The following is a 26789-nucleotide window of genomic DNA, read 5'->3' on the forward strand; positions in this document are numbered from 1 at the left end:
GGGCGGTACGTACAGGAAGACGCCAAGGCGGCCGAAGGGTTCCGTGCGGGCGGATAACCCGCCTGATCTATAGCGCCAAAACACGACAAAGCCGGTCTGAATGCAAGGCCGGACACTCAAACCAACAGCAAATGGTCCAACTTTCCAGACAAAACGATGGACAAGCAGACACCGATTCGCCCCTTTTTTTGTTCATCACGGAAAACGGCAAAACTGACCACAAAGGCCAATTTTCCTCCATCTACATGACTTTAGCCAGATGAAATCCTGACCAAAAGGAAGAAATATACGCTCCGCCAGGGTGCGGATGCATGAACGGGTTGCGTGGATTCGGTGCAGGAATCAGGGATGCCCGGTTAGAGGAACGAATCGATAATCCCCAAACCCATTTTTTTATTTCCCCACTATTTAGCAGACAAACCCAATTCTGACGCCATCGTCCGTATCGTATCGGCCTGAGTTGCCCAATGCTGCACCTGAAATGGCACAGTCCATGCCTGACCATCTGGACAGATTCACAACAACCGGTCAGGAAAAACAAGATCATGAGCACTCAACTCAAAGCCTCTTTGGGCCCCCTGCATCTCTGGGGTATCGCGGTCGGTCTCGTCATCTCCGGCGAGTATTTCGGATGGAGCTACGGCTGGGGCGTCGCCGGCACGCTCGGCTTCCTGATCACCACGCTGCTGGTCGCCGTGATGTACGTCAGCTTCATCTTCAGCTTTACCGAGCTGACCACCGCCATCCCCCATGCGGGCGGCCCCTTCGCCTACAGCCGTCGCGCCTTCGGTGAAAAAGGCGGCCTGATCGCCGGCATGGCTACCCTGATTGAATTCGTGTTCGCGCCCCCCGCCATCGCCATGGCGATTGGCGCCTACTTGAACGTCCAATTCCCGGAACTGAGCACGAATCTCGTCGCCGTCGGCGCGTACGTCATCTTCATGGGTCTGAACATTCTCGGCGTGACCCTGGCGGCCACCTTCGAACTGTTCGTCACGGTGCTGGCCGTACTCGAACTGCTGGTGTTCATGGGCGTGGTGGCACCGGGCTTCAGCTTCAGCAATTTCGTGCTGAACGGCTGGGCGGGTTCGGGCTCCTTCGGCATGCCGGCGGTCTCCGGCATTTTCGCCGCGATTCCCTTTGCGATCTGGTTCTTCCTGGCCATCGAGGGTGCTGCCATGGCAGCCGAGGAAGCCAAGGATCCCAAGCGCACCATTCCGAAAGCCTATGTGAGCGGAATCCTCACCCTGGTGTTCCTGGCCATGGGCGTGATGATCTTTGCCGGTGGCGCCGGCGACTGGACCAAGCTGTCCAACATCAACGACCCGCTGCCGCAGGCTATGAAGATGATCGTGGGCGCCAACTCCGGCTGGTTGCACATGCTCGTGTGGATCGGTCTGTTCGGCCTGATCGCCAGCTTCCACGGCATCATTCTGGGCTACTCCCGCCAGTTCTTCGCCCTCTCCCGAGCCGGCTACCTGCCTGCGGGTCTGTCCAAGCTCTCCCGCTTCCAGACGCCGCACCGCGCCATCATCGCCGGCGGCCTGATCGGTATCGCCTCCATCTACAGTGACGGCATCATCAACATCCAGGGCATGAGCCTGACCGCCGCCATGATCACCATGGCCGTGTTCGGCGCCATCGTGATGTACATCATGAGCATGCTGAGCCTGTTCAAGCTGCGCAAGACCGAGCCGGCGCTGGAGCGTCCGTTCATGGCCCCGGGCTTCCCGATCGTACCGGCCATGGCGCTCGTGATCGCCGTGATCTGCCTGATCGCCATGGCCTGGTTCAACCCGGTCATCGGTCTGATTTTCCTCGGGTTCATGGCCATGGGCTTCATCTACTTCCACTTCACACATGCTCAGCGGGCCAATGCCCCGGCAGACTCGCTGCTCTCCGGCGAGACGAGCGTATGAGGCATCGCCCGGATCGGGCGCGGCCGATAGGAACAGAAATCGGCCTATACTGACGAAACTGGCGCAGACCTTGTCTGCGCCTTCGTACTTCCGGATATCGGCAAGAGATCACGACAGGATTGCGATATGGCATATCAAACCACCGTCGGCGGGCGGCTCTACCGCTTCGACGATCTGAAAACCCTGATGGCCAAGGCGAGTCCGGCCCGATCCGGCGACATGCTCGCCGGACTGGCCGCCGCCACGAACGAGGAGCGCATCGCGGCGAAGATGACGCTCGCCGACGTGCCACTGCAACGCTTCCTCGACGAGGCGCTGATTCCCTACGAAACGGATGAGATCACCCGGCTGATCATGGATCGCCACGACCGGGCCGCCTTCACCCCTATCAGCCATCTGACGGTCGGTGATTTCCGCAACTGGCTGCTGAACGACACGACGGACAGTGCCCAGTTGAGCCGCGTGGCGCCGGGCATCACGCCGGAGATGGCGGCGGCGGTATCGAAGATCATGCGCAATCAGGATCTGATCCTGGTCGCGCGCAAATGCCGCGTGGTCACCCGTTTCCGCAACACCATCGGCCTGCCAGGGCATCTGTCGGTGCGCCTGCAGCCGAATCACCCGACCGACGACCTGCGCGGCATCGCCGCCAGCATTGTGGACGGCCTGCTGTACGGTGCGGGGGATGCGGTGGTCGGCATCAACCCGGCGAGCGATGCCCTGCCGACCCTGACCGCCCTGTGGCAGATGGTGGACGAAGTCCGCGACCAGTTCGCCATCCCCATGCAGAGCTGCATCCTGACCCACGTCACCACGCAGATCACGGCCATGGAAAAGAACGCGCCGATCGATCTCGTGTTCCAATCCATCGCCGGTACCGAGCAGGCCAACACGGCCTTCGGGATCAATCTGGGCATTCTCAAGGAGGCGCACGAAGCCGCGCTGGGTATGGGCCGCGGCACCGTGGGCGACAACGTCATGTACTTCGAGACCGGCCAGGGCAGCGCCCTGTCGGCCGATGCGCACCATGGCGTCGACCAGCAGACCTGCGAGGCGCGCGCCTATGCCGTGGCCCGGGAATTCCGCCCGCTGCTGGTCAACACGGTCGTCGGTTTCATCGGTCCCGAATACCTCTACGACGGCAAGCAGATCACCCGGGCAGGTCTGGAGGATCACTTCTGCGGCAAGCTGCTGGGCCTGCCGATGGGCTGCGACATCTGCTACACCAACCATGCCGAAGCCGATCAGGACGACATGGACGGGCTGCTGACCCTGCTGGGCGCGGCCGGCGTCACCTTCATCATGGGCGTGCCGGGCGCGGACGACATCATGCTCAACTATCAGAGCACCTCGTTCCACGACGCGCTGTACCTGCGCCGCGCGCTCAACCTGAAGCATGCGCCGGAGTTCGAAACCTGGCTGGAGCGCATGGGTATCACCGACCGTGGCGGCCAGCTGTACCCGACGGCATTGAACAATCCCCTCCTCCGCCAACTGCCCCATATCCAGGTGCCGGCATGAGCCAACTCGAACCCCGCACGCCATCCGATGAACTGGGGCAGGAAAGCCCACTGATTCAAGAGAATCCCTGGGCAGACCTGCGCCGCTTCACCCAGGCCCGTTTGGCTCTGGGCCGTGTCGGCGCCAGCCTGCCGACCGACGAGGTGCTGCGTTTCGGCCTTGCCCATGCCATGGCGCGCGATGCCGTGCACCTGCCGCTGGATACCGACACGCTGGCAACGGCACTCACGGGCGAAGGCTTTCGGGTATTGCATGCACACAGCGCGGCACCGGATCGGGCCGCCTACCTCCTGCGCCCGGATTGGGGGCGTCGCCTGGCGGACGAGAGCCGCCAAGCCCTCGAACGGGAAAAGACGGCATCGAGCGAACTCGTGGTGGTGATCGCCGACGGACTTTCCGCCATTGCCGTGGAACGTCACGCCGTCGCCGTCATGAAGCAATTGCGCGCGCAGATCGACACGGACTGGTGCCAAACGCCGGTGGTCCTTGCGACTCAGGCTCGGGTCGCCATCGGCGACGACATTGGCGAGGTCTTCGGCGCGCAACTCGTCATCGTACTGATCGGCGAGCGGCCGGGTCTCACCGCACCCGACAGCCTGGGCGCCTACCTCACCTACCAGCCCCGCCGCGGGCGCATGAACAGCGAACGCAACTGCGTGTCGAACATCCACGCGGCCGGCACCAGCTACGCGCTGGGCGCCCACAAGATCGGCTATCTCGCCCGGGAAGCCCTCCGACTGAAACTCACTGGCGTGGCCCTGAAGGACGACAGCGATACGGCGCTGATTACGGCCTGATACCCTGCCTGACCATCCTGACTTCCGCGCCGGAATGTACCCTCAACCCGGTTCGGCCAGCAAGGCGCGGATCCTCGCCACGGCACTCGGTTGATCCCAGTCGGCGCCGCCGAACAGGCCGTACCGAATCCGCCCGCTCTTGTCGATGAGGTAGGTACTGGGATAGGCGAACACCTGCCAGGTTTGCACGGCCGAACCGCTGGGGTCGAGCAGCACCGGGAAGTTGACCGGATGTTCGCGCAGGAACGCCTCGATGGCAGGCTTGTCCTCCGCCAGATTCACCGCGAGGATTTCAAACGGCTGCCCCTTGAGCAACGTCTTCAACCGCGCCATGGACGGCATCTCGTGCACGCAGGGTGGGCACCAGCTGGCCCAGAAATTCAGCAGCACAACCTTGCCGCGATAGGCGTGCAGGTTGACGGGGCGGCCCTCAAGATCCGTCAGGGCCAGGGGTTTGTTCTGCGCGCCCGCGTAGGGTTGCAGTTCGGTCGATTTCGTCTGTTCGACCGTCGCGGGGGTATCCGCCGCCAGCCGCCCGGCGATGCGGGGTTTGTCGAGATAAAACCGCAAGGCCGAAATCGCCAGCTTCAGCTGATCGGGGAATCCCGCGCCCAGCGCCTGCTCGCCGGCCATCGCATCGGGTCGGAAGTAGAACCGATCCCGAACCCCGGGCAAGCGCTTCACGAAGACGTCGCTTCCCGAGGTGGTCAATTGCTGCACCAGTTCCGCGACATGCCAATGCCAGGGAGAAAGCTCTGCCTGGAAGATGAATACCGGCGCATTGAATGCCCGTGTCTCCGGCCAGTAGCGCGCCGTTGCCCCCGGTTCCGGCGTATTCAGATACAGGTTGGGGTTGATGAATAGGAACCCCACACCCTGCCGGGGCGTTTTCTGCGCGGCAACCCAGCCGCGCACGGCCAACTGCGCGGCCTTGTTCGCCGCGATCACGATCAGTGGCCTGCCATCGGTTTGCGCGCGTTCGATCAGCCGTGAAATCCAGAGCGTGGGCACCTGATCGACGGCACTGGGCGTGGGCGGCAGGAACAACGGTTCGTAGAGATCGACGAACCAGCTCTCGAATCCCGAGCGGGCCAATACCTCCGCCCAATGTTTTTCCGCCGGCAGAATGCCGTATTCAGAGGGCAACCACAGCAGGCGAGCCTGAGCAGTGCCCTGGAATGCAGTATCAGATGCCACCACCTGAATGCTGAGCGGTCCGTCGGGAACGTTTAGGGTGACGGTGTCGGCATGTGCCAAGGCAAACGACAGCAGCCAACTTCCGACGATCAGAAGAAAATTCCATCTGGATATCGTGTTCATCGCTTTCCTCATTCATCCGTCCGTCCGGGACCAAGCGACGCCTGCACAGGGTCTCAGACGAAATCCTGACGCATCCAGTGCGGATCGGGTCGCCAATTCCGGACCCAGCCGGCAAATTCGCCCGCAGGCATGGGGCGAGCAATCCCGTAACCTTGGGCCAATTCGCAGCCCATCTGCAAAAGCACGGCGCCATGTACGCCCGATTCCACCCCTTCGGCGATCACGTCCCGGCCGAAGGCCCGGGCAAGACCAAGCACCCCCTGCAGGATCGCCATGTCGTCCGGATCGTCCAGCATGTCCCGCACGAAACTCTGGTCGATCTTCAGCATCGAGACGGGCAGCCGCTTGAGATACGTCAGGGAGGAATACCCGGTCCCGAAATCGTCGATGGCGCTCGAAATCCCGAGCGCCCGGCATTCGGCCAGCACGCGGGACACCTGCCCGATATCCTGGAGGGCGCTCGTCTCCAGAATTTCCAGTTCCAGTTGCGTCAACGGCAAATCCGGCGAGGCCGCATGGAGCGCCTTCAATCGCTCAATGAAATCCGGCTGCTGCAGTTGCCGCGCACCGATATTGACGCTGACGGACAGCGTCAGCCCCTCGGCCTGCCAGGCCTTCATCTGATGCAAGGCGGTGGCGATCACATATTCGCCCAGGGTGATGGCCAGCGGCGTTTCCTCGATGATCGGCAGGAAGGTACCCGGAAACAACAGACCCTGCTCGGGGTGCTGCCAACGCACCAGCGCCTCGGCACCCACCACCGCCCCCGTGCGCATGTTCACCTTGGGTTGATAGTGCAGCACGAACTCGCCGGCCGCCAGTGCCGCCCGGATGTGCGCCTGGCTCTCGTGGTGCTGGCGGATGGTCTTGTCCTGATCCGGATCGAAGACGTGATAGCGGTTTCTGCCGGACAATTTTGCCTGATACATGGCCTGATCGGCCTGACGCAACAACTGATCCGCATCCACGTCATTCTGCTTCGGCAGGAAATAGGTCACGCCGATACTGGCCGACACCTGAAACACGAGATTCTGCACATCGATCGGCTCATTGGCCGCATGCAGCAATCGATCGAGCAAAGGTTGGCAAGCATTCATGTCCTGCAAATCCTGCAACACGATCACGAATTCGTCCCCCCCCAGACGGGCGAGGGTATCGCTATCACGCAAGACGAGCTTCATTCGCGCCGAAACGGCCGTGAGCAGCGCGTCTCCCATTTCATGGCCATGACGATCATTGACGACCTTGAAGCCATCCAGATCGAGATAGGCAACCGCCAGCAGTCGATCGTCCCGCTGAGCGAGGGCAATGGCCTGATGGAGCCGATCGGCCAGCAACACACGGTTGGGCAGCCCTGTCAGGGCATCGTAATGGGCAATGTGCTCAAGTCGGACCTCGTGGGCCTTGAGCGTGCTGATGTCGGAAAGCAGTCCCACGTACTGACGGATATTACCGGCCTCGTCGCGCACCGCACTGATCGTCATCATTCCGGGGAAGATCTCCCCATCACGCCGACGATTCCAGATCTCCCCATGCCAATAGCCCAGCGCTTGAAGCCGCCGCCACATCTCTTCGAAGAATGCTGGGCTGTGACGATCCGATTTCAACAGGCTCGGATTCTGACCGATTACCTCATCGCGTGAATAGCCGTACATCTCACAGAAGGTGGTATTGACGTCGATGATCTTCCCGGCGGCATCGGTAATCAGGATACTTTCGCGCGCATGGCTGAACACATTGGCGGCAAGGCGGATCTGTTCATTCGAGCGGCGGCGTTCGGTGATGTCTTCGTACAAGCCGAGCACACCGATGATTTCATTCTCCTGATTGCGCAGGGGTACCTTGGAGGTGCGCAGCCACAGTGCCCGACCATCCCGGGTGGTCTGCGGCTCCTCGTAGAACAGACGCGCCACGCCGGAATCGATGACCGCCAGATCATCCGCACGATAGGTTTCGGCCTGTTCGACCCAGGCCAGATCGAAATCGGTCTTGCCGACCAGTTCTTCGGGGGATTGCCTGCCCGCGTCCTGGGCAAACACGATATTGCAGCCCAGATAACGGAGATCACGATCCTTCCAGAACACGCGCATCCGAGTCGTATTGATAATGGTGAGCAAGAGATTACGGGTTTCCGCAATCGCCATTTCCGAAGCATTGCGCTCGGTAACGTCCCGGCTGGCGCCCTGAAACCCAGTCACCGCTCCTGAAGCCTCGAATATCGGCGAAACGCCGGATTCGAGCACGCGGATCGCGCCCTGACGATTCCGACAACGCAACATCACACCCTGCCCGACCTGTGGTGACGACGCGACCTGGCGCAGTATCCCGCGATACCGTTCGCGATCCTCCGGAAGGAGGAAGGTCCCCAGATCTTCCCCGACAAGGGCTTCGCTCGGCAAACCCAGGATATCCTGCGCGCGATGATTGCTGTAGGTCAGGCGACCACCCAGATCGCTCATCCAGATCCAGTCAGAAGCGTTTTCCGCGAGATGCCGATAGCGCTCCTCGCTCCGCTCGAGTTCGGCCCGGCCCATCTTAAGGTGTCGCGTCTGTCGTACAACCTGACGTCGCAGAACCACGCCCCGAAGCAACGCCAGCAGCAGCAGAACCGCAAGCCCGCCGCCAACCCACCACACCCAGGCAGGCAGGATCAGCCGCGGGGCGACCTGTCCCGTCCATTTCTGCAGAATCCGTGCATAGGGGGAGTCGGATTGGTTGCGCCAGGTCTCAAGACGCCCATCGATGGCCGCGAGCAGGTCATCATTGCTGCCGTGGCGCGTCGCAAAAAAAATCTGGGCCGGTTGGAACATGATCGGCGTCGCGGTCAACCCCAGGCGTCGGGCTTCGTTATCGCCGTATAACTGATTCGACACCATGGCATCTGCCCGCCCAGCGGCCACCCATTCGAATCCCTGCTGAAAGGAAGCCACCGGCACCAGCTTTGCATCGACGCCGAAGCCGGCAAACAGGGTCCGAAGATAGTCTTCCTGAATCGAGCGGCCAAGCACGGCAATACGCTTGCCACGCAGATCGAGCACCGTGTTGATGCTGCCACCGGGACGCTCGTAGATTTGCGACCAGCTATGCAAAACCGCAATGCGGTTGAAATCGAACTGTCGTGCACGACTTTCGGTATAGGCTACGTCGGGCATGAGGTCGATGCGCCCATCCTGCAGATCGGCCAGACAATCTTCCCAGCGGCAGGACACCGGTTTGATCACCCATCCCGAATCATGGGCGATCGCGTCGAGCAGATCGCCCATGATTCCCGAAATACGGCCATTCGCATCGAGGAAAATCTTCGGCGCATTCGCGTAAACCCCAACCCGGACCACACGGTCGGATGCCAGGGAGGACAATGGAAACAGCAGACCTATCGCGAAGATCAAGCCGGCGGAACGGATGCCGCGAATGATAAAGGCGGCCCCAAGGAGTGACGCCCAGGTACCGTACGCAGAGCGGGGAGAGGCAATAATAGAACCGGCCAAACGATGCACCCCTGAGAACCACCGGCAAATCCGGACAACCCAGCCACTTGACCACTGGACAAACCAACTGGGATTCGACCAAAGCGTATCATTGCCACGCAGGGACGGCAGCGGGAATTTTCCCCTGGCTGGCGGCACGCAGAGCAGCCTCCGGTGATCGACCCTTGAGGCTTTGATCCAGCCGCAGGACTTACGCCCCGTTCTTTAAAGCCGCTCGATGCGCGTCCGCTGGGATTGGAGGTCACCGAGACTGGCGGTGAATTTTTCCAGACGCTCGCGCTCCTGAGCCACCACGGCCGGCGGCGCCCGGTCGGCGAAGCCGGGGTTGTCGAGCTTGGCCCGCGCCTTGGCGATCTCGGCCTCGAGCTTGCCGATCTCGCGATCCAGGCGCGCGAGTTCGGCATCCTTGTCGATCAGGCCAGCCAGCGGGATGTGGATCTGCATGCTGCCGACCAGGGCCATCGCCGCTTCCGGCACGGGCTCGCCCTCGGCCAGGGTTGTCACGTCACTGATCCGGCCGACGCCATTGAGCAATTCACCAAACCGGGCAAACCGCGCCTGTTCCTCGGTGGTCGCCTGGGTCACCAGGATCGACAGCGGCTTGCCGGGGGCGATGTCCATCTCCGCGCGAATACGGCGCACCCCGAGAATCACCTGCTTGAGCCACTCGACGGATTCGAGCGCCTCGGCACTGATCTTTCCTTCGTCGGCTTTGGGGTAGTGCCGCGCCATGATGCTGGATGTGGCCGCCGTCGTGTCGATACCGGCCAGGGGCGCGACCCGCTGCCAGATCGTTTCCGTGATGTACGGAATGATCGGATGCATCAGGCGCAGCAGGGTTTCCAGCACCCGGACCAGGGTACGGCGGGTACCGCGCTGGGTGGCCGCATCACCGTGCTTGAGTGCTGGCTTGGTGAATTCCAGGTACCAGTCGCAGTACTCGTTCCAGGTGAACTCGTACAGGGCGTGGGCGGCGAGATCGAAGCGGTACTCGGCGAAATGGCGGGACACCTCGGCCTCGCATTGCTGCAGACGACTGACGATCCAGCGGTCCACGTCACCGAGCGTCACCGGTTCGTCGCCCAGTCCGGTATCTTCACCCTCGCACTGCATCGCCACGAAGCGGCTGGCGTTCCACAACTTGTTGCAGAAATTGCGGTAGCCCTCGATCCGGCCCAGATCGAAGCGGATGTCGCGACCGGTCGTCGCCAGCGCCGCGAAGGTGAAACGCAGCGCATCCGTGCCGAAGGCCGGGATGCCGTCCGGGAACTCCTTGCGCGTGTCCTTCTCGATGCGCTTGGCCATGGCCGGCTGCATGAGGCCGGAGGTCCGCTTGGCCACCAGGGCCTCCAGATCGATACCGTCGATCAGGTCGATCGGGTCGAGCACGTTGCCCTTGGACTTGGACATCTTCTGGCCCTGCGCGTCGCGGATCAGGCCATGCACGTACACTTCGCGGAACGGCACGTCGCCGGCGAAGTACTTGCCCATCATCACCATCCGGGCAACCCAGAAGAAGATGATGTCGAAGCCCGTGACCAGCACGCTGGTGGGATAGAAGGCGGCCAGTTCCTCGGTGTTCGCTGGCCAGCCCAGGGTGGAAAACGGCCACAGTGCCGACGAGAACCAAGTATCGAGCACATCGTTGTCCTGGTTCAGCGCCACGTTGTCCGCCAGCTTGTGCGCCGCGCGTACCTCGGCCTCGCTCCGCCCGACGAAGACATTGCCTTCGGCGTCGTACCAGGCGGGAATGCGATGGCCCCACCAGATCTGGCGGCTGATGCACCAGTCCTGGATGTTTTCCAGCCACTGGAAGTAGGTGTTCGACCAGTTTTCCGGCACGAACTTGATCGCCCCGCCGCGCACGGCATCCAACGCCGGACGGGTGATGGCCGCGAGGCCGCCCGGACGACCGTCGTCGGTCGTTTCGCGGGTGAGATCGACGAACCACTGATCAGTCAGCATCGGCTCGATCACCGCCCCGCTGCGATCGCCGCGCGGCACCATCAGCTTGTGATCGTCGATCTTTTCCAGCAGATCGCGTTCCTTCAGATCGTGGACGATGCGATCGCGGGCTTCATAGCGATCCAGACCGGCATAGGCCTTGGGCAGATCCGCATCCACGGACTGGCTTTGTGCGCCGACCCGCTCGCAGGCCGCGCGGATGCGTGCATCCGGCGTCAGCACGTTCAGCAGGGGCAGGTTGTGCCGCTGACCGACCGCATAATCGTTGAAATCGTGGGCCGGCGTGATCTTGACGCAGCCGGAGCCGAATTCCGGATCGACGTAATCGTCGCCGATGATCGGGATTTCACGGCCGACCAGCGGCAGGGTCAGGGTCTTGCCGATCAGGTGCTTGTAGCGCTCGTCTTCCGGATGGACTGCCACGGCCGCATCGCCCAGCATGGTTTCCGGGCGGGTGGTGGCCACGATCAGATGACCACTGCCGTCGGTCAGCGGATAGCGCAGGTGCCACATATGGCCGGTTTCTTCCTCGCTCAGCACTTCCAGATCGGAGACGGCCGTCTGTAGCACCGGATCCCAGTTCACCAGTCGCTTGCCCCGGTAGATCAGGCCGTCCTCGTAGAGACGGACGAATACTTCGCGCACGGCCTCGGACAGGCCCTCGTCCATGGTGAAGCGCTCGCGGGACCAGTCGCAGGAGGCACCCAGGCGACGCATCTGCTCGGTGATGAATCCGCCGGACTGGCTCTTCCAGGCCCAGACCTTGTCGGTGAACGCCTCGCGCCCCAGATCGTGCCGGGTCTTGCCTTCGGCTTCGAGCTGCCGCTCCACCACCATCTGGGTGGCGATACCCGCGTGATCGGTACCCGGCTGCCACAGCGTGCGGTCCCCCTGCATGCGATGCAGGCGGGTCAGCATGTCCATCAGGGTGTCCTGGAAGGCGTGCCCCATGTGCAAACGACCGGTGACGTTCGGGGGCGGCAGCATGATGCAGTAGCTGGGCGCATCGGCCGGCAGATCGGCTCGGGGTTGGAAATAGCCGCCAGCCTGCCAGCGGGCATAACAGGGGGCTTCGATCTCGGCAGGGCTGTAGGTTTTTTCCATGGAATTCGTCAATCAGGTAATGCTAAAAAACAGGCTCAAAAAATGGCTAGAAATAATGGGCAAATAAAATCTGTCCGCGGTCAGTCGCCCTCGCGATCGACGCGCGGAATCGACCGATGCTGCGGCATGGCACCGGCCTGCTGGTAATCGCGCCAACGGGCGCGGGCCGCTTCCCGACTGGCTTCGCTGGCATCCACGATCTCATCGACGGTCTGGCGCTCGGCCACACGCTCGATCGCCTTGCCGGACAGGTTGATCACGTGATCGAAACCGCCTGCCGCCGGGTCCATGCCGATGAACAGAGGCGCATGCGCGGCATCCTCGGGATCGGCGGTGTGCGGCACGAAGGCATCGGGACGATAGCCCCACAGATACTCGTCGAAGCTCTCGACATGCTCGAGGTTGGCGCAGACCACATAGGTCATGCGCTCTTCGGCAGCCGCCTGGGCGCACAGATCCGCGGCATAGAACCAGAACGCATCCAGTTCCGCATCGTCGATCAAATGAAATATCACTGCACTCATGAATCGTGATTCCTGACCTTTTTATCTGGTTCGATTATCTGGCTCGACTATCTGGCTCGACTATCTGGCTCGACTATCTGGCTCGACTATCTGGCTCGTATTAGCAGCCCCGTTCGGAGGCATGCCTGGGGCGCACGCGGGTTTCTCCGCCCGGCTGTCGACGAAACGGCGGCCAACCTGCCGGACAATCAGCCTGTGACGCCATGGCGGGGAGTGCGTATTATGCCCAATCCGGACCGAGGACGCAGCGCCCCATGACCCCGCCCACAACGACATCCACCAGACCCCGTCGCAGACACGCCCTGATCCTGGCCTGGCTTGCTGTTCTCGCCGCTCTGACGGCGGTCGTTCTGTGGATCGGCCCTGAGAAGCTGATCGCGCCCTGGCAGGCCATTCCCCCCGGGAGCCTGCTCGTGGTGCTGACCCTGATGGTATTGAGCTACGTCCTGCGCGCCCTGCGCATCCAGCGGTATTTCCACGCGGAGCTTTCGGGTCAGTTCTGGGCGACAATGAAACTCGCCACCTGGCACATCCTGCTCAACAATCTGCTGCCGATGCGGGCTGGCGAAATCAGCTTTCCCGTCCTGATGCAACGGTACTTCAATCTCTCGGCCCGACGTACGGTACCCGTGCTGTTCTGGTTCCGACTGCTCGATCTGCAGGCCATCGTGCTGATCGGTCTGCTGGCCGCCCTCTGGGGCACCGGGTTTTCCGACCGATGGCTCTGGCCCGTGCTGATTCTGCTTCCTGCCCCGCTGCTGGCCTATCTGGCGCGTCATTGGGTCGCTCACTGGCTGATCGGACGACCCGCCGGAAAATGGCGCGACCGCCTGCTCGACAGCGTCGAGAGCCTGCCGGAAAACGCCCGCAGCTTTCTGTCCACCCTGGGCTGGACCTGGATCAACTGGCTGGTGAAGCTGCTGACCCTGGCCTGGGTACTGGCCGCGCTGGCGCCGGTTTCCCTGGTACAGGCCGTGGCCGGGGCGATCGGCGGGGACTTGACGACGGTACTGCCCATCCACGCCCCGGGTGGATTCGGCACCTTCGAGGCCGGCGTGATGCTGGCACTGCAGCCCTTTGCCGTGCCGGTTCAGACGGCGCTGGCCGCTGCCGTCAATCTGCATCTGTTCCTGCTGGGCTCCTCGATCCTGGCGGGCTTGGCCGTACTGATGATTCGCACGCCGGAACCCGTTCTGTCGACCGGCAACGCGTCACCCAAACACTGAGCCAGCCCCACTCGGTGCGATCGGCCAATGTCCCCCGGAGTGACGCCCGTTAAGGCAGCCACTCTTCAGACACCCACCGCTAAAATCCCCGGGGTGCCGCGTGGCGAAGGCTTGACTCAGGCCACCGGCTCGACAACAGGATGGTGACCGGCGCGGGCCGGCAAATCGCGCCACCACCGCACCGGTGGATCGCAGGGATTCATCGGGCGGATATAACGCTCGGCCTCTGCCTCTTTCCCTTCGTTGTCGTAATCCATCCCATGCTTGTTGAAGCTGTCGAGAATGCGCGCCCGGGAAACCGGTTCCTTTTCCGGGGTCAGGCTCGGGTGTGCCCGCAACACGAAATCGGGCTGGAAGAAGAAATAGGTGTGATCGAAACCGTAGGGATATCGGGGGTGATTTTCCGGGTAGCAGGTACCAAACGCCGTCAGGAACATCGGTTCGCCCGCCCAATCGAATTTCCAGCCCATCCCGCCGACTGGGCCTTCCAGGCAGGTGGAATGCGCGGGATCGATGCGGTTCAACGCGTCGAGAAAACGGGCCGTCGTGCGCGACAGGCTTTCCACACTGTCGCTCATTTCGGCGGGCAGGCGTACGGCAAACCCCTTGAACTTCTCCTGTTTGGCAACCGCCATGAAACGGAACAACCCCTCGCCGAAGCGCCGCACGTTCGCCTCGAAGGAATCCGCCGACCGCCAGTCGTCCGCGCCCCAGTACTTCCCTGAAGGTGCAAAGATGCAATGCGTCTTCTCGATCGAGGTCATGAATTCGATGTGCGTGGGGGAAAACACCGGCTCGTAGTCTTCGGGATCACGGGCAAACGGCTGCAATTGTTCGAGCACGTCGGGGTGATCCCAGTCCTGCGCGAGTTGCATCAGGTGCTCCGGCGTGTGCACGGCCAGGACCGCGAACAATTCGTTCGTCAGATCCTGAACGCTACGCACATCCGATTCGGGCAAAGCGGGGGTCACCTCGATACCGGCATAGAACCACAGGGTATCGATGAGTTCGTCGATCAGTTTCGGCAGCCGATCCAGGCCGTGTTCGTCCAGATATTCCAACTCGCGGCAGGTCTTCAGCAGCCGATCGGCCTGGACATTGTAGCGATGCGCCGTCAACAGGATCACGAAGGAAAGGACCGACAGCGAAACGCGCTCCAACGGACCGGAGGTGTTGAGAATCGGACGCAGCGCCGACAGGATCTTGAGTGTGCCGGCATCGTCCAGTGCACAGAGCCGCCGCTCGGCAAAGGCCGCACTCTCGCGCCGACCCAATACAAAAACCTTCATCATGTTCATAGTCGAAATCGCCAGTCAGGATCCTTCGCGGGGAGCGGGCACCTTCCATGAATACCCGTGATGCAGACAAGGCGCGCATCCCGCCCGGGCGTACCCGTACCGATAATGAGCGATCTCGTCATTTATCGGACCTGCACGCCGGAATCGGGATCGGAAAGCTTCAGGCAGGGTCGGGCACAATGCGCCCCGATCGTTTGAGGGATCGGAGCGCCTGCCGGACACCCGGTCGACTCAAGCGCGCGTGTTCATTTCAGATTACCGGACTTCTGTAACCAATTGATGTCGCTATGGACAGTCACAAGTCATGGCCGGGTTGCGAACCCTACAACAGGAGTCGATTCAGCGCAAACCGCATTCCGGCATGCCCGACTGATTGCCCGCTGCAGCCAGGACCATATATCCCTTTCATATCAGCTTCTTGCACGAAATCCTCGGCGCCAGACACCCTTCCGATCGTAACGAGCGCCGATCTAGGGCAGCGGACAGAGAAAAACGAACGCAGATTGTCACAATCAGGTAAGATGGGCGGTTCTATCCCCCAAATTCATCATGGCCTTTCGAAAACATGATCTTTCGAAGGGCCTGCTCACTATATTTTCATTCTGGAATGCCCATGTCATTTGCTGATCTCGGCCTGATGCCCGAGCTTCTGACCGCGCTCGACGCTGTCGGTTACACCACCCCCACCCCCATCCAACGCGAAGCCATTCCCGTGGTACTGACCGGTCGCGACCTCCTAGCCGCCGCCCAAACGGGTACCGGCAAGACCGCCGGCTTCACCCTGCCCCTGCTGCAACGGTTGAGCACGACACCCGTCCTGCACCCGGCACCGAAGCACCGGGTTCGGGCACTGGTCCTGACCCCGACGCGCGAACTGGCCGCCCAGGTCGGCGAAAGCGTGACGGAATACGGCCAACATCTGAACCTGAGTTCGCTGGTCATCTTCGGCGGGGTCAACATCAACCCGCAGCGCGACCGCCTGCGCAAACGGCTGGACATCCTGGTCGCCACGCCGGGCCGACTGCTCGACCACGTGAGCCAGGGCAACATCGATCTCGGCGGGATTGAAATCCTCGTGCTGGACGAAGCCGACCGCATGCTCGACATGGGCTTCATCCGCGACATCAAACGGGTTCTGGCCCTGCTGCCGAAAAAGCGGCAGAACCTCCTGTTCTCTGCGACGTTTGCGCCGGAGATCAAGACGTTCGCGCATAGCCTGCTCGACAACCCCGCCAAGGTCGAAGTCGCACCGCAGGTCACCACGGCCGAGCGCGTCAGTCAGCGCATATACCCCGTGAACCGGGATGCGAAAAAAGCCCTGCTGCAGAAGCTGATCGACGAGGGGCAATGGCATCAGGTGCTGGTGTTCACCCGCACCAAGCACGGCGCGAACCGCCTGGCCGAGCAGCTCGACAAGGACGGCATTCCCGCCATGGCGATCCACGGCAACAAGAGCCAGTCGGCGCGTGAAAAGGCGCTGGGCGCCTTCAAGGCGGGCAAGCTGCGCGTCCTGGTGGCAACCGACATCGCCGCGCGCGGCATCGATATCGACGCCCTGCCCCACGTCGTGAACTACGAGCTGCCAAATGTGCCGGAAGACTACGTGCATCGGATCGGACGGACCGGCCGGGCTGGGGCCGGTGGGGAGGCCATTTCGCTCGTCTGCGTGGACGAACACAAGCTACTGGCCGACATCGAACGCACGATCCGCCAGAAACTGGAACGAGTCATCGTACCGGGCTTCGAACCGGACCCGAACGCCAAACCCGAACCGCTGCGCAAGCCGCAGGGCCAGCGCCCGCCGCGTCGCCAAGGTGGCCAAGGCGCCCCTCGTCGTGAAGGGGCTTCAGCCAACGGGAATCAATCACGTGGCAACGCTTCCGGGAATCGCTCCGGCGACGTCAACGGCAACCGCGCACCACGGCCCAGTCGCCAAGAACACCGTCAAGATAACCGCCGGAACAATGCTTCGGGCAATCGCAGCGGCCAGTCCAGACGAAGCCAGGGACAGTGATCTCCGACTGAATCGGCGGTTGAGCGGGCATGCAACTGGCCTGCCCTGCCCTGCCCCGCGGGTACCATACGTCCCTGTTGAGCGAAAATGAATCCGGATGAGGTTCATCCAAGAGAAAGCCCCCAAACGTTAAACGCTTGGGGCTTTTATCATGTCAGAAGGCAAACCGGGCAGCGCCAGTCGATCCACAAGGAATCGGCAAGCCGGACGACTACTTCTTCAGAATGGCATCGACGAGATCGGCCATGCCCTTGCTGATCTTCGCGGCAGCGGGACACTTCGGTACCCGGTGTCGCCGGGCGATCCATTCCGGATCGTTGTACCCCAGCCAGACCTGACCCGCGGCGTCCTGCCAGACCAGAATCTTCAGCGGCAGATCGATCCCGACGGTCTGAGCGCATTGCATGAAGGGGGTCCCGCCCTTGGGATTCCCGAAGATCAGCAGTTGCGTCGGACGCAGCTCATCGCCGACGCTGGCACCGCCCTTCGCGTGATCGACCATCGCAAAGATCGTAAATCCCCGTTCCTTGACTATCTGCTCGGCACGACTCATGGTTTCTTCCACGCTCCAGGCACTCTTATGACGGATCAATCCGACATCCGCCATGGCATTCCCGGCAACGAATGCAAGGACCACCAGCAAAATACGACGCAACCAGTTCATATACCCCTCCTTGAATGCCTTGAATGGTCCAAAGAACCAAACAGTACTCCGCTGAGACGATTTTGAAGACAGAGCCACATTAACACATGGATCCCGCGGGGCTACCCGGAAATTCTATGAAAAATCCATCCCTTGAGATCCTTGTGATCGCCTACGGGGCGGACAGAACGCACCCGACGGACGTTCGGCTCTGTTGCCGAGCGCGACGAAAAAAGCAAACCCACTGATAAGAAACAGGATAGCTCAGCTAATCGTTATTTAATTATATTAGTAGCCTGAATTTCACGAATTATGCAGGCAATTTCATATAGGACTCATAACCCAGAACAATAAACCAGACAACAAAATAAAAACCATAAATCCCTGTATATTCAGCATCTTGACCAGGCATTTATCAATACTGACTTACCATCAAAAAAATAGGCCATTTCTTGTTAATTCTCCGAGTACAATCCGCACTCGTTTGTTAAATAAAAAAAGCAGGAAGTCAGATGAATAAAGAACTTGCAGAGCAAATCCAGAGCGATCCGGATTTCCAGGCTCTGGTTCGCCACCGCACGCGAACCAACTGGATCATGGCCATCACGGTGATCGTGGTCTACTTCGCCTTCATATTAATGATCGCCTATTTCCCCAAAATGCTGGGCACGAAGATCGCCGCAGGGTCCGAAATTTCCGTGGGCATCGTGGCCGGGTTTCTGATCATCGTCTTCTCCTTCCTCATGACCGGATTGTACGTACGCAAGGCCAATGCGACCTACGATGCGTTGACCGCCCGCATCAAGGAGACAGCACAATGAAAAACCCAATGCTGATCCTTGCCGGCCTGGCCGCACTGTTGACCACATTCCTCTTCTCCACGGGCGCTCTGGCCGCCGACGCCGCCCAGAAATCCATCAATGCGCCGGCGGTCACGATGTTCGTGATCTTCGTCGCACTGACTCTGGTCGTGACCTACTGGGCCGCCAAGAAAACCCGTACGGCCAAGGACTTCTACGCTGCCGGCGGTAACATTACCGGCTTCCAGAACGGCCTCGCGCTGGCCGGTGACTACATGTCCGCCGCCTCGTTCCTCGGCATCGCCGCCCTCGTCTACGCCAATGGCTTCGACGGCCTGATCTACTCGATCGGCTTCCTGGTCGGCTGGCCCATCATGCTGTTCCTGCTGGCCGAAAAGCTGCGCAACCTCGGTAAGTACACCTTCGCCGACGTCGCTTCCTACCGGCTCTCGCAGGCCCCGATCCGTACGGTCGCCGCCATTTCCTCGCTGATCGTGGTCGCCATGTACCTGATCGCTCAGATGGTCGGCGCCGGCAAGCTGATCCAGGTCCTGTTCGGCCTGCCCTACAGCTACGCGGTCGTGATCGTCGGCGTATTGATGATGGTCTACGTCACACTCGGCGGCATGCTCGCCACCACCTGGGTACAGATCATCAAGGCCGTACTGCTGCTCTCCGGCGCCACCTTCATGGCGCTGGCCGTTTTGTATGCATTCGGCTTCGACTTCAACGCCATGTTCAGCAAGGCGGTGGAAATCAGTCCGAAACATGAAGCGATCATGGCACCGGGCAGCCTGATCCACGACCCGATTTCCGCGATCTCCCTGGGCCTTGCACTGATGTTCGGCGTGGCGGGCCTGCCGCACATCCTGATGCGTTTCTTCACCGTCAGCGATGCCAAGGAAGCGCGGAAATCCGTCTTCGTGGCCACCGGCTTCATCGGCTACTTCTACATCCTGACCTTCATCATCGGCTTCGGTGCGATCATCATGGTCTCCACCAACCCGGCCTATCTGGATGCGGCGCACAAGCTGATCGGCGGCAACAACATGGCCGCGATCCACCTGTCCCACGCCATCGGCGGTGACGTGTTCCTCGGCTTCATCTCGGCCGTCGCCTTCGCCACCATCCTCGCGGTGGTTTCCGGTCTGACGCTGGCCGGCGCCTCTGCGGTATCCCACGACCTCTATGCGAACGTGTTCCGTCACGGCCGCGTGGACGAGAAGACCGAAATGCGTGCCTCCCGCCTCGCCACGCTGGCGCTGGGCATCCTGGCCATCTTCCTGGGCATTGCCTTCGAAAAGCAGAACATCGCCTTCATGGTGGGTCTGGCCTTCGCGGTTGCCGCGTCCGCCAACTTCCCTGTGCTGTTCCTGGCGCTGTACTGGAAAAAGCTCACCACGCGTGGCGCGGTGATGGGTGGCCTGGGTGGTCTACTGACCGCGATGGTTCTGGTAATCCTGTCCCAGAGCGTCTGGGTCGATGTCCTGGGCAACGCCTCCGCCATCATGCCGTACAAGTACCCGGCCATCTTCTCCATGCCGGTGGCCTTCGTTCTGGCCTGGCTGTTCTCTGTCACCGACAACAGCCAGCGTGCCCAGGAAGAACGCGCGCGCTTCCACGCCCAGTACGTCCGTTCCGAGACCGGTATCGGCGCGGAAGGCGCCACCCGCCACTAACGGGAACCGCTGCCGAGGTGTACCTCGGCATCATGACCCGATCGACCAATGCCCGCGCCTGCGGGCATTTTTTATGTCCGTCATGCCACCAACTACCGCTTTTAATCGCCAGCCCCCGTAGCCAAACCACCCTAACGGCATACCTCGGACCGCACGGGAATACGCTTTTAGATTCCCCAACGCCCTACCTAGGTCGTACAATCGAGCGAACTGCGCGCTGGACGTCGCGTATCCGGTCAGCAGCACAGACCGTCACCCCCCAATTCAGGACGAATGCCCCGCATGAAGTTGCCCCGATACGCCAACACACTGGTCGCCCGCCTGATCGGCTTCGGGATATTCCTGGTACTCCTTGGCACGGTCGGTCGGTATTTCATTCTGGTCGGTTACATTCGTGACAACCTGATCGAGATTTCATCCGCCCAACAAACAACCCTGGCGCACGCGGCAGCCCAGGACATCAACGAACGACTCACCGAGCGGCTCAGTTACCTGAACAGACTGGCGGCCGCACTTCCCCGTGATCGGCTGAAAAATCCCGAACAATTACACGCCTGGCTTCAGGATCACGCAAAACTCCAGTCGCTGTTTTCCCTAGGCATCATGATAGCCGACCCACAAGGAACGGTACTGACGGATTACCCCGCGATTCCCGGGCGAACGGGCCGCTCCCTCGCCAGAAACCCCGATTTTGCCCACCTGCTTGCCGGGAACGCCGGCGTGGGCGCGCCCATGATCGGTCAGTTGACGCGGGAGCCGCTGATCCCCATGGGCGTTACCGTCCACAATGCCCAGGGACAAGTTCAGGCCGTCCTGATCGGCATCAGCGCATTGGCCGCACCGCATTTCCTGAGTTTTCTGGAAGAAGGGCGACAGGCGTCATCAAGCACATTTCTGCTGGTTTCGCCCAAGGACAAGCTCATGATGGATTTCAGTGGGCCCGTACCCACGCTTCAACCCTTGCCTTCGCCCGGTATCGCCAACACCTTGCTGGAACGTGCTGTAACGGGCTTTCGCGGCAGTGGCATCACCCGAAATCCCCGAGGCATCGAAGAGATCGCAGCAGTTGCCGACATCCCCAGCATGGGCTGGTTCGTGATGGCTTCCGTGCCCGCCTCGGTAGCATTGGCCGCGGTCGAGGAAACAAAATCCTACCTGCTCTGGCATCTGTTGCTTTTGCTCGCCATCGGCCTGCCCGCCATCGGCCTGTTCGTCACCTGGGTACTGCGCCCCCTGTTTCTTGCGGCGGAAAAGGCCGAAAAAATGGCCCGCGGCGAGATTCCGCTCGAGCCCCTGCCCGTCGTCCGCGCGGACGAAGTCGGCCACCTGACCGGTGCGTTCAATCGATTGCTGAACAAATTGGCCCAGAGTCAGGCCGAATTGCAGCACATGGCCTATCACGACACACTGACAGGCTTGGCGAATCGCAGCCTGCTCGTGGACCGCCTGGGGTTGGCGCTGGCGGGGGCCAATCGTCATGACACGCGACTGGCCGTACTGTTCATGGATCTGGACGGATTCAAGATCATCAACGACACAATGGGGCACGAGGCGGGCGATGCCGTCCTCCGGACGGTAGCCCAGCGCCTGTCGTCGGTGGTTCGCCAGGTCGATACGCTGGCGCGCATCGGCGGCGACGAGTTCGTGTTACTGGCCGTGGATCTGCCGCACGAACCGGACGATTGCGCGGAGCGCATCGCGCGCAAATGCATCAACGCCGTCACGACCCCCTTGCGCATTCGTGAAATCGAATGCCGACTGGGAATATCGATCGGCATCGCACTCTGTTGCGGCGACTGCCAACCTGAGCGCATTCTTGCCGAAGCGGACAAGGCCATGTACCAGGCGAAGCAGCAGGGGAACGGCAGTTATCGGATCATCTCGTCCTGCACCGAACACCACATGTTGGCATTGGAACACTGAAGCAGCCCTTCGGAATGACGGCTAGCCGTGTTTCCTGCCTGGACGTGGCCTTCTCAGGGTTTCGCCCGATAAAACGTGATCGGCACAGCCTGAACCTCGCTTTGCATCGTCTGTTCAAGGGCCTTCGCGCGCGCCTGCGCCACCCCGCGCTTGAGCTTGCCGACCACATGCATCTCGCAGGGTTTGCAGTCGAACACCAGCTTCAACCGTTCGCTGCCATTGACGAGTTCGAGGGGTTCGGCCTTGATCGTCCCGTGCACGCCGGTCACGCCCCGCGTCTGCTTGGGACAGAGGCTCAACGAGAAGCGCACGCAGTGCTTGGTGATCATCAGACTCACCTCGCCCGCTTCCTCATGAGCCTCGAAGGCCGCATCGATCAGCTTCACGCCGTGTTTCGCGTAAAAATCGCGCGCCTTGTGGTTGAAGACGTTGGCAAGGTAGCTGAGGGTTTCCTCGGGGTACGGCACCGGTGGTTCGACCGGCACCGCGCGCGGCAGGCGTTGCAGGGCTTCTGCCCGGGCGGTTTCAAGGGCCTCGATGCCGGCACGGCGCAGGTTGTTGACGACCGAAGCCGGGACGAACCAGGGCTGGGACAGGTTCAGGTCGATGTCGACGGGCGTAAAGATCGTCGTACCGAGCTTGCCCAGGTTCTCCCGCAGGCTGGCTTCGGCGCGCGCGGCGTCCTTGGCCGGTTCCTTGGCCATGGCGAGCGGTACCGTCGCCGTGCAGCCGTCCTCGTCGGTCAGGGTCAGCGCCAGGCCATCAGGGGTGTCTGCCAGTCGCAACCGAACGTCGATGCGGCGCTCGGCGGATTTCTTGTCCATGAGCCGTTGCCAATTCATGTCGCGGTTGCGGTTGAGTTCGGTACCGACTTTCAGGTGACGCAGTTCGGCAATCGGATCCTTCGGCACGACGCGCCAGCGGCCCGCGCCATTCACGGGGCTCAGCTTTTCGGCGGTATTGATCGCCATGCCGACGAGTTCCTTGTGCAGGTCGAAGTAGCACAGGCCATCGCCGTTGTTGAGCGACGTATCGGCATCGGTTTCGATTTCGACCGAGTCCTTGTTGATCTTGGTCACCCAGCCAATATGGCGACCGGGGTTCTTGGGCGAGTCGAAGGCGCCGATGTCGATCTGGCGCCCCTGCACGAAGTAATCGGTGGCGTCGCGGTTGAAGTTCTGCGCCGGATCGGGCGTGAAGTTGAACGTACTGTGCCCGCTGGACGTGCGACTCAACTCGGGGCGCTGCTCGAGAATGCCATCCAGCAACTGACGGTAATGGGCGGTGATGTTCTTCACGTAGCCCATGTCCTTGTATCGGCCTTCGATCTTGAAGCTCTGGATGCCGGCCTCGATCAGTGCAGCCAGATTGGCGCTCTGATCGTTGTCCTTCATCGATAGCACGTGCTTGTCGTGGGCGATGATCCGGCCCTGAGCATCCCGGACCTCGTACGGCAGGCGGCAGGCCTGGTTGCACTCGCCCCGGTTGGCGCTGCGCCCGGTGTGCGCCTCGGAAATGAAGCACTGCCCCGAATAGGCGACGCAAAGTGCGCCATGGATGAAGAATTCCAGCGGGACGGTGGTCGCCGCCCGCACGGCCCGGATCTGTTCCAGGGTCAGCTCCCGGGCCAGAACGAGTTGCGACAACCCCGCATCCTGGAGAAAGCGCGCCTTGACCGGCGTGCGGATGTCGCACTGGGTGCTGGCATGCAGTTGGATCGGCGGCAGGTCGAGTTCCAGCAACCCCATGTCCTGGATGATCAGCGAATCGACGCCGACCTCGTAGAGCTGGTAGGCGAGCTTGCGTGCCGGTTCCAGCTCGTCGTCGCGCAGGATGGTGTTGAGCGTGACATGGATCCGCGCATGGAAACGGTGCGCATAATCGACCAGCCGGGCGATATCTGCCACGTCGTTGTCGGCACTCTTGCGTGCGCCGAAACCGGGACCGCCGATATACACCGCATCGGCGCCGTGATTGATGGCCTCGATCCCGATATCGGCATCGCGGGCCGGGGCAAGTAGTTCCAGTTGGTTCGGCCCCATGATCCTACCCGCGCATCCCGATGCCGCGATGGAACAGCCGCAGCGTGAACGCGAACAGCAGCACGATGCTGACGATCAGGATCAGGTAAGTCGTGTAGATCGGCACGTCGGAAATGCCGAGCATGGCGTAACGGAAGCCGTTGATGATGTAGAGCACCGGATTGAACATCGACACGCTCTGCCAGAACGGCGGCAGCATGTGGATCGAGTAGAACACCCCGCCGAGATAAGTCAGCGGCGTCAGCACGAAGGTGGGCACGATCGAGATATGGTCGAAGCTGTTGGCGTAGATGGCGTTGATCAACCCGCCCAGCGCGAAGAGCATGGAGGTCAGCATCGCCACCCCAAGCAGTGCCAGCAGGCTATGCACGTTCAACTCGGCGAAGAACACGGCCACCACCGTCACGGCGGCGCCAACCGCCAATCCACGTGCCATGCCGCCCGCCAGATAGCCGACGATGATCAGCCAATGGGGCATGGGCGACACCAGCAGTTCCTCGATATGGCGGGCGAACTTAGCACCGTAGAACGACGATACGACGTTCGCGTAGCTCTGGGTGATCACCGACATCAGGATCAGGCCCGGCACCAGATAGTTGATGTAGGGCACGCCGTCGATTTCCCCGACGCGCGGGCCGATCAGGTGGCCGAACACGATGAAATACAGGGAAGTCATGATCATCGGCGGCAGGATGGTCTGCACCCAGATCCTTCCGAAGCGCAGCACTTCCCGAACCAGCAGGGTGTAGAAGGCATTGAAGGTCTGCCGCAGGCTCAGGCCGTTCTGGGCGTCGCTGGGCGTGGTGTGTTCGATATGAGTACTCATTGCTCGGCCTCGTTGCTGCTTTGCACCAGTTTCAGGAAGAGCTCTTCCAGCCGGTTGGTCTTGTTCTTCATCCGCGCCACGTTGATGCCATGGCCCCGCAGCACGTCGAAGACCTCCGACAGCGATTGCTCCTTGGCCAGATCCACCTCGATCACGTCCGCCTCCGTCAGGCGGGCGCTGATGGCCGGCAGGGCCGGCAACGATTCGACGGTCTGGTCGCAGTACAGCACGAAGGTTTCCTGGGAAAGGTTATCCAGCAGATCCCGCATGTTGGTGTTTTCGATGATCCGCCCCTCGTTGATGATGGCGATGTTGCGGCAGAGCTGCTCCGCCTCCTCGAGATAATGGGTCGTCAGGATGATCGTGGTACCGGCCTTGTTGATCTCGGTCAGGAACTGCCACATGCCGCGGCGCAATTCGATGTCCACACCCGCCGTCGGTTCGTCGAGAATCAGCAGACGCGGCTCGTGCACCAGGGCCCGCGCAATCATCAGGCGGCGCTTCATGCCGCCGGACAACTGCCGAGACATGGATTTGCGCTTTTCCCACAGACCGAGTTCCTTCAGCAGATGGTCGCTGCGCGACCGGGCCGCCTTGCGCGTCATGCCGTAAAACCCGCCCTGGTTGATCACCACTTCCTCAACGGGTTCGAACTGGTTGAAGTTGAATTCCTGCGGCACGATGCCGATCTGCGACTTGACCCAGGCACGATCCGTATCGAGATCGCGACCAAAGACGCGCACCACGCCCCGGGACTTGTTCACGAGGGACGACAGCACGCCGATCGTTGTCGATTTCCCGGCCCCGTTGGGGCCCAGCAGGGCGAAGAAATCGCCGGGCTGGATGACAAGATCGATGCCCTTCAATGCTTCGGCACCACTATCGTAGGTTTTGAACAGGTTATGAATTTCAACGGCAGGCGTCATGAATATTCGGCTCTTGTTTGAATGGAACGACCCGGCTCAGGAAGCACGGGCGGCAGGCAGGTGCCAATGGTAGACGATCCCCAACCCACGGATGATCAGTGCGGCGACGAATCCGACGATCAGGGCCCAGATCGGCTGATGCAGCACGACGGCCAACAAAACATAGACCACGCCGCCGATCAGCGCCGCGCTGGCATAGATTTCCCGGTGCAGCAGCAGCGGCGGCTCGCCCGCCAGTACATCGCGGATTAACCCGCCGAACGCGGCCGTCATCATGCCCATGATGATCGCGATGAACGGGCTCGTCCCGCTCGTCAGGGCGATCTGAACCCCAAGCACGCTGAAGGCAGCCAGTCCCACGGCATCGGCCCAGAGCAGCCAGCTCAGCCGGCGATGCACGTGACGCAGCAGATAGAACGTCGCCAGCGCCGTGACTACGCAGATGACGATGTACTCCCAGTGCACGATCCAGAACACCGGTCGGCCCAGCAGCAGATCGCGCAGGGTGCCGCCGCCGATGCCCGTCACCGTCGCCAGGATGGAAAACCCCATCCAGTCCATGGACTTGCGCGCCGCAACAAGCGCACCACTGATGGCGAACACCACCGTGCCGAAAAAATCGAGGCCGCGCAGCATATCCGCGATGATCAAGGCTCGGATCCTTATGAGAAATGGGCAAATCCGAGTAAAAAACTCGGGCGAAGGAAAAAAGTGAGTCTGCTATTGTATGCGAATGTACGACCGAACATGGAGCCGGCGTTCGCCCCGGACGAT

18 protein-coding genes are annotated in these 26789 nt (G+C 61.4%); 8 read left to right on the forward strand and 10 right to left on the reverse strand.

Annotated elements, in window-relative coordinates:
* Positions 1-545 precede the first annotated feature (545 nt).
* The 3 genes from eat (at position 546) to eutC (ending at position 4237) form a co-directional block, all read left to right on the forward strand.
* Entirely contained in the window at positions 546-1919 is a 1374-nt protein-coding gene (eat, locus tag A9404_RS04985) for an ethanolamine permease (protein ID WP_066099177.1), read from the forward strand.
* A 126-nt stretch (positions 1920-2045) separates the two neighbouring features.
* Positions 2046-3440 carry an ethanolamine ammonia-lyase subunit EutB gene (locus A9404_RS04990; RefSeq protein WP_066099178.1) on the forward strand — a complete coding sequence of 465 codons (1395 nt, stop codon included), beginning with the start codon at positions 2046-2048 and terminating at the stop codon, positions 3438-3440.
* On the forward strand, positions 3437-4237 hold the full coding sequence (gene eutC / locus A9404_RS04995; protein ID WP_066099179.1) for an ethanolamine ammonia-lyase subunit EutC: 801 nt from the start codon (positions 3437-3439) through the stop codon (positions 4235-4237). Before A9404_RS04990 ends, eutC begins: the two co-directional genes overlap by 4 nt.
* A gap of 42 nt (positions 4238-4279) precedes the next feature.
* Here eutC and A9404_RS05000 read toward each other — a convergent pair whose 3' ends face one another.
* The 4 genes from A9404_RS05000 to A9404_RS05015 all read right to left on the reverse strand — a co-directional run bounded on the left by A9404_RS05000 (position 4280) and on the right by A9404_RS05015 (position 12638).
* Positions 4280-5557: a TlpA disulfide reductase family protein gene (locus tag A9404_RS05000; protein ID WP_066099180.1), complete on the reverse strand. Its 1278-nt coding sequence runs from the start codon at positions 5555-5557 to the stop codon at positions 4280-4282.
* 53 nt (positions 5558-5610) lie between these two features.
* Positions 5611-9183 (reverse strand): EAL domain-containing protein, encoded by a 3573-nt coding sequence (locus A9404_RS05005; protein ID WP_082922748.1) that lies wholly within the window; start codon positions 9181-9183, stop codon positions 5611-5613.
* A gap of 66 nt (positions 9184-9249) precedes the next feature.
* On the reverse strand, positions 9250-12114 hold the full coding sequence (locus A9404_RS05010) for a valine--tRNA ligase (RefSeq protein WP_066099182.1): 2865 nt from the start codon (positions 12112-12114) through the stop codon (positions 9250-9252).
* A gap of 80 nt (positions 12115-12194) precedes the next feature.
* On the reverse strand, positions 12195-12638 hold the full coding sequence (locus A9404_RS05015; RefSeq protein ID WP_066099183.1) for a DNA polymerase III subunit chi: 444 nt from the start codon (positions 12636-12638) through the stop codon (positions 12195-12197).
* Positions 12639-12892: 254 nt separating this feature from the next.
* On the opposite strand from A9404_RS05015, the gene A9404_RS05020 reads away from it, so the two are divergent.
* Complete coding sequence (locus A9404_RS05020; RefSeq protein ID WP_066099184.1) at positions 12893-13864, forward strand: lysylphosphatidylglycerol synthase transmembrane domain-containing protein; 972 nt, start codon at positions 12893-12895, stop codon at positions 13862-13864.
* A 116-nt stretch (positions 13865-13980) separates the two neighbouring features.
* Here the strand turns inward: A9404_RS05020 and A9404_RS05025 are convergent, their stop codons facing one another.
* Positions 13981-15156, reverse strand: coding sequence for a hypothetical protein (locus tag A9404_RS05025; protein ID WP_156521246.1), 1176 nt, complete (start codon positions 15154-15156; stop codon positions 13981-13983).
* A 619-nt stretch (positions 15157-15775) separates the two neighbouring features.
* On the opposite strand from A9404_RS05025, the gene A9404_RS05030 reads away from it, so the two are divergent.
* Positions 15776-17176 (forward strand): DEAD/DEAH box helicase, encoded by a 1401-nt coding sequence (locus A9404_RS05030; RefSeq protein ID WP_066099186.1) that lies wholly within the window; start codon positions 15776-15778, stop codon positions 17174-17176.
* Between the two features lie 211 nt (positions 17177-17387).
* Here the strand turns inward: A9404_RS05030 and A9404_RS05035 are convergent, their stop codons facing one another.
* Positions 17388-17840: a DUF302 domain-containing protein gene (locus A9404_RS05035; protein ID WP_066099187.1), complete on the reverse strand. Its 453-nt coding sequence runs from the start codon at positions 17838-17840 to the stop codon at positions 17388-17390.
* Positions 17841-18331: 491 nt separating this feature from the next.
* Between A9404_RS05035 and A9404_RS05040 the strand changes: the two genes are divergently transcribed.
* The 3 genes from A9404_RS05040 (at position 18332) to A9404_RS05050 (ending at position 22221) form a co-directional block, all read left to right on the forward strand.
* Positions 18332-18640: a DUF485 domain-containing protein gene (locus A9404_RS05040; RefSeq protein ID WP_066099188.1), complete on the forward strand. Its 309-nt coding sequence runs from the start codon at positions 18332-18334 to the stop codon at positions 18638-18640.
* On the forward strand, positions 18637-20298 hold the full coding sequence (locus tag A9404_RS05045; protein ID WP_066099189.1) for a cation acetate symporter: 1662 nt from the start codon (positions 18637-18639) through the stop codon (positions 20296-20298). Before A9404_RS05040 ends, A9404_RS05045 begins: the two co-directional genes overlap by 4 nt.
* 282 nt (positions 20299-20580) lie before the next feature.
* A complete protein-coding gene (locus tag A9404_RS05050; RefSeq protein ID WP_066099190.1) occupies positions 20581-22221 on the forward strand; it encodes a diguanylate cyclase domain-containing protein in 1641 nt (546 codons plus the stop codon).
* Between the two features lie 53 nt (positions 22222-22274).
* Here the strand turns inward: A9404_RS05050 and A9404_RS05055 are convergent, their stop codons facing one another.
* The 4 genes from A9404_RS05055 to A9404_RS05070 are packed head-to-tail and all read right to left on the reverse strand — an operon-like array spanning position 22275 to position 26666.
* Positions 22275-24263 carry a peptidase U32 family protein gene (locus tag A9404_RS05055; RefSeq protein WP_066099191.1) on the reverse strand — a complete coding sequence of 663 codons (1989 nt, stop codon included), beginning with the start codon at positions 24261-24263 and terminating at the stop codon, positions 22275-22277.
* 4 nt (positions 24264-24267) lie between these two features.
* Entirely contained in the window at positions 24268-25089 is an 822-nt protein-coding gene (locus A9404_RS05060) for an ABC transporter permease (protein WP_197490439.1), read from the reverse strand.
* Complete coding sequence (locus tag A9404_RS05065) at positions 25086-26015, reverse strand: ABC transporter ATP-binding protein (RefSeq protein WP_066099192.1); 930 nt, start codon at positions 26013-26015, stop codon at positions 25086-25088. The genes A9404_RS05060 and A9404_RS05065 overlap by 4 nt, the downstream gene beginning before the upstream one ends.
* Before the next feature lie 36 nt (positions 26016-26051).
* Positions 26052-26666 (reverse strand): trimeric intracellular cation channel family protein, encoded by a 615-nt coding sequence (locus A9404_RS05070; protein WP_082922750.1) that lies wholly within the window; start codon positions 26664-26666, stop codon positions 26052-26054.
* Between the last annotated feature and the right edge of the window lie 123 nt (positions 26667-26789).

Source organism: Halothiobacillus diazotrophicus, assembly GCF_001663815.1.
Taxonomy (GTDB): Bacteria; Pseudomonadota; Gammaproteobacteria; order Halothiobacillales; family Halothiobacillaceae; genus Halothiobacillus; species Halothiobacillus diazotrophicus.

Excerpts from the sequence above, each read along its gene's own strand:
- A9404_RS05065 (WP_066099192.1), bottom strand. The coding sequence starts at position 26,015 with ATGACGCCTGCCGTTGAAATTCATAACCTGTTCAAAACCTACGATAGT.
- A9404_RS05020 (WP_066099184.1), top strand. The coding sequence starts at position 12,893 with ATGACCCCGCCCACAACGACATCCACCAGACCCCGTCGCAGACACGCC.
- eutC (WP_066099179.1), top strand. The coding sequence starts at position 3,437 with ATGAGCCAACTCGAACCCCGCACGCCATCCGATGAACTGGGGCAGGAA.
- A9404_RS05000 (WP_066099180.1), bottom strand. The coding sequence starts at position 5,557 with ATGAACACGATATCCAGATGGAATTTTCTTCTGATCGTCGGAAGTTGG.
- A9404_RS05010 (WP_066099182.1), bottom strand. The coding sequence starts at position 12,114 with ATGGAAAAAACCTACAGCCCTGCCGAGATCGAAGCCCCCTGTTATGCC.
- A9404_RS05030 (WP_066099186.1), top strand. The coding sequence starts at position 15,776 with ATGTCATTTGCTGATCTCGGCCTGATGCCCGAGCTTCTGACCGCGCTC.
- A9404_RS05055 (WP_066099191.1), bottom strand. The coding sequence starts at position 24,263 with ATGGGGCCGAACCAACTGGAACTACTTGCCCCGGCCCGCGATGCCGAT.
- A9404_RS05045 (WP_066099189.1), top strand. The coding sequence starts at position 18,637 with ATGAAAAACCCAATGCTGATCCTTGCCGGCCTGGCCGCACTGTTGACC.
- A9404_RS05060 (WP_197490439.1), bottom strand. The coding sequence starts at position 25,089 with ATGAGTACTCATATCGAACACACCACGCCCAGCGACGCCCAGAACGGC.
- A9404_RS05035 (WP_066099187.1), bottom strand. The coding sequence starts at position 17,840 with ATGAACTGGTTGCGTCGTATTTTGCTGGTGGTCCTTGCATTCGTTGCC.
- eat (WP_066099177.1), top strand. The coding sequence starts at position 546 with ATGAGCACTCAACTCAAAGCCTCTTTGGGCCCCCTGCATCTCTGGGGT.
- A9404_RS05015 (WP_066099183.1), bottom strand. The coding sequence starts at position 12,638 with ATGAGTGCAGTGATATTTCATTTGATCGACGATGCGGAACTGGATGCG.
- A9404_RS05050 (WP_066099190.1), top strand. The coding sequence starts at position 20,581 with ATGAAGTTGCCCCGATACGCCAACACACTGGTCGCCCGCCTGATCGGC.
- A9404_RS04990 (WP_066099178.1), top strand. The coding sequence starts at position 2,046 with ATGGCATATCAAACCACCGTCGGCGGGCGGCTCTACCGCTTCGACGAT.
- A9404_RS05025 (WP_156521246.1), bottom strand. The coding sequence starts at position 15,156 with ATGATGAAGGTTTTTGTATTGGGTCGGCGCGAGAGTGCGGCCTTTGCC.
- A9404_RS05040 (WP_066099188.1), top strand. The coding sequence starts at position 18,332 with ATGAATAAAGAACTTGCAGAGCAAATCCAGAGCGATCCGGATTTCCAG.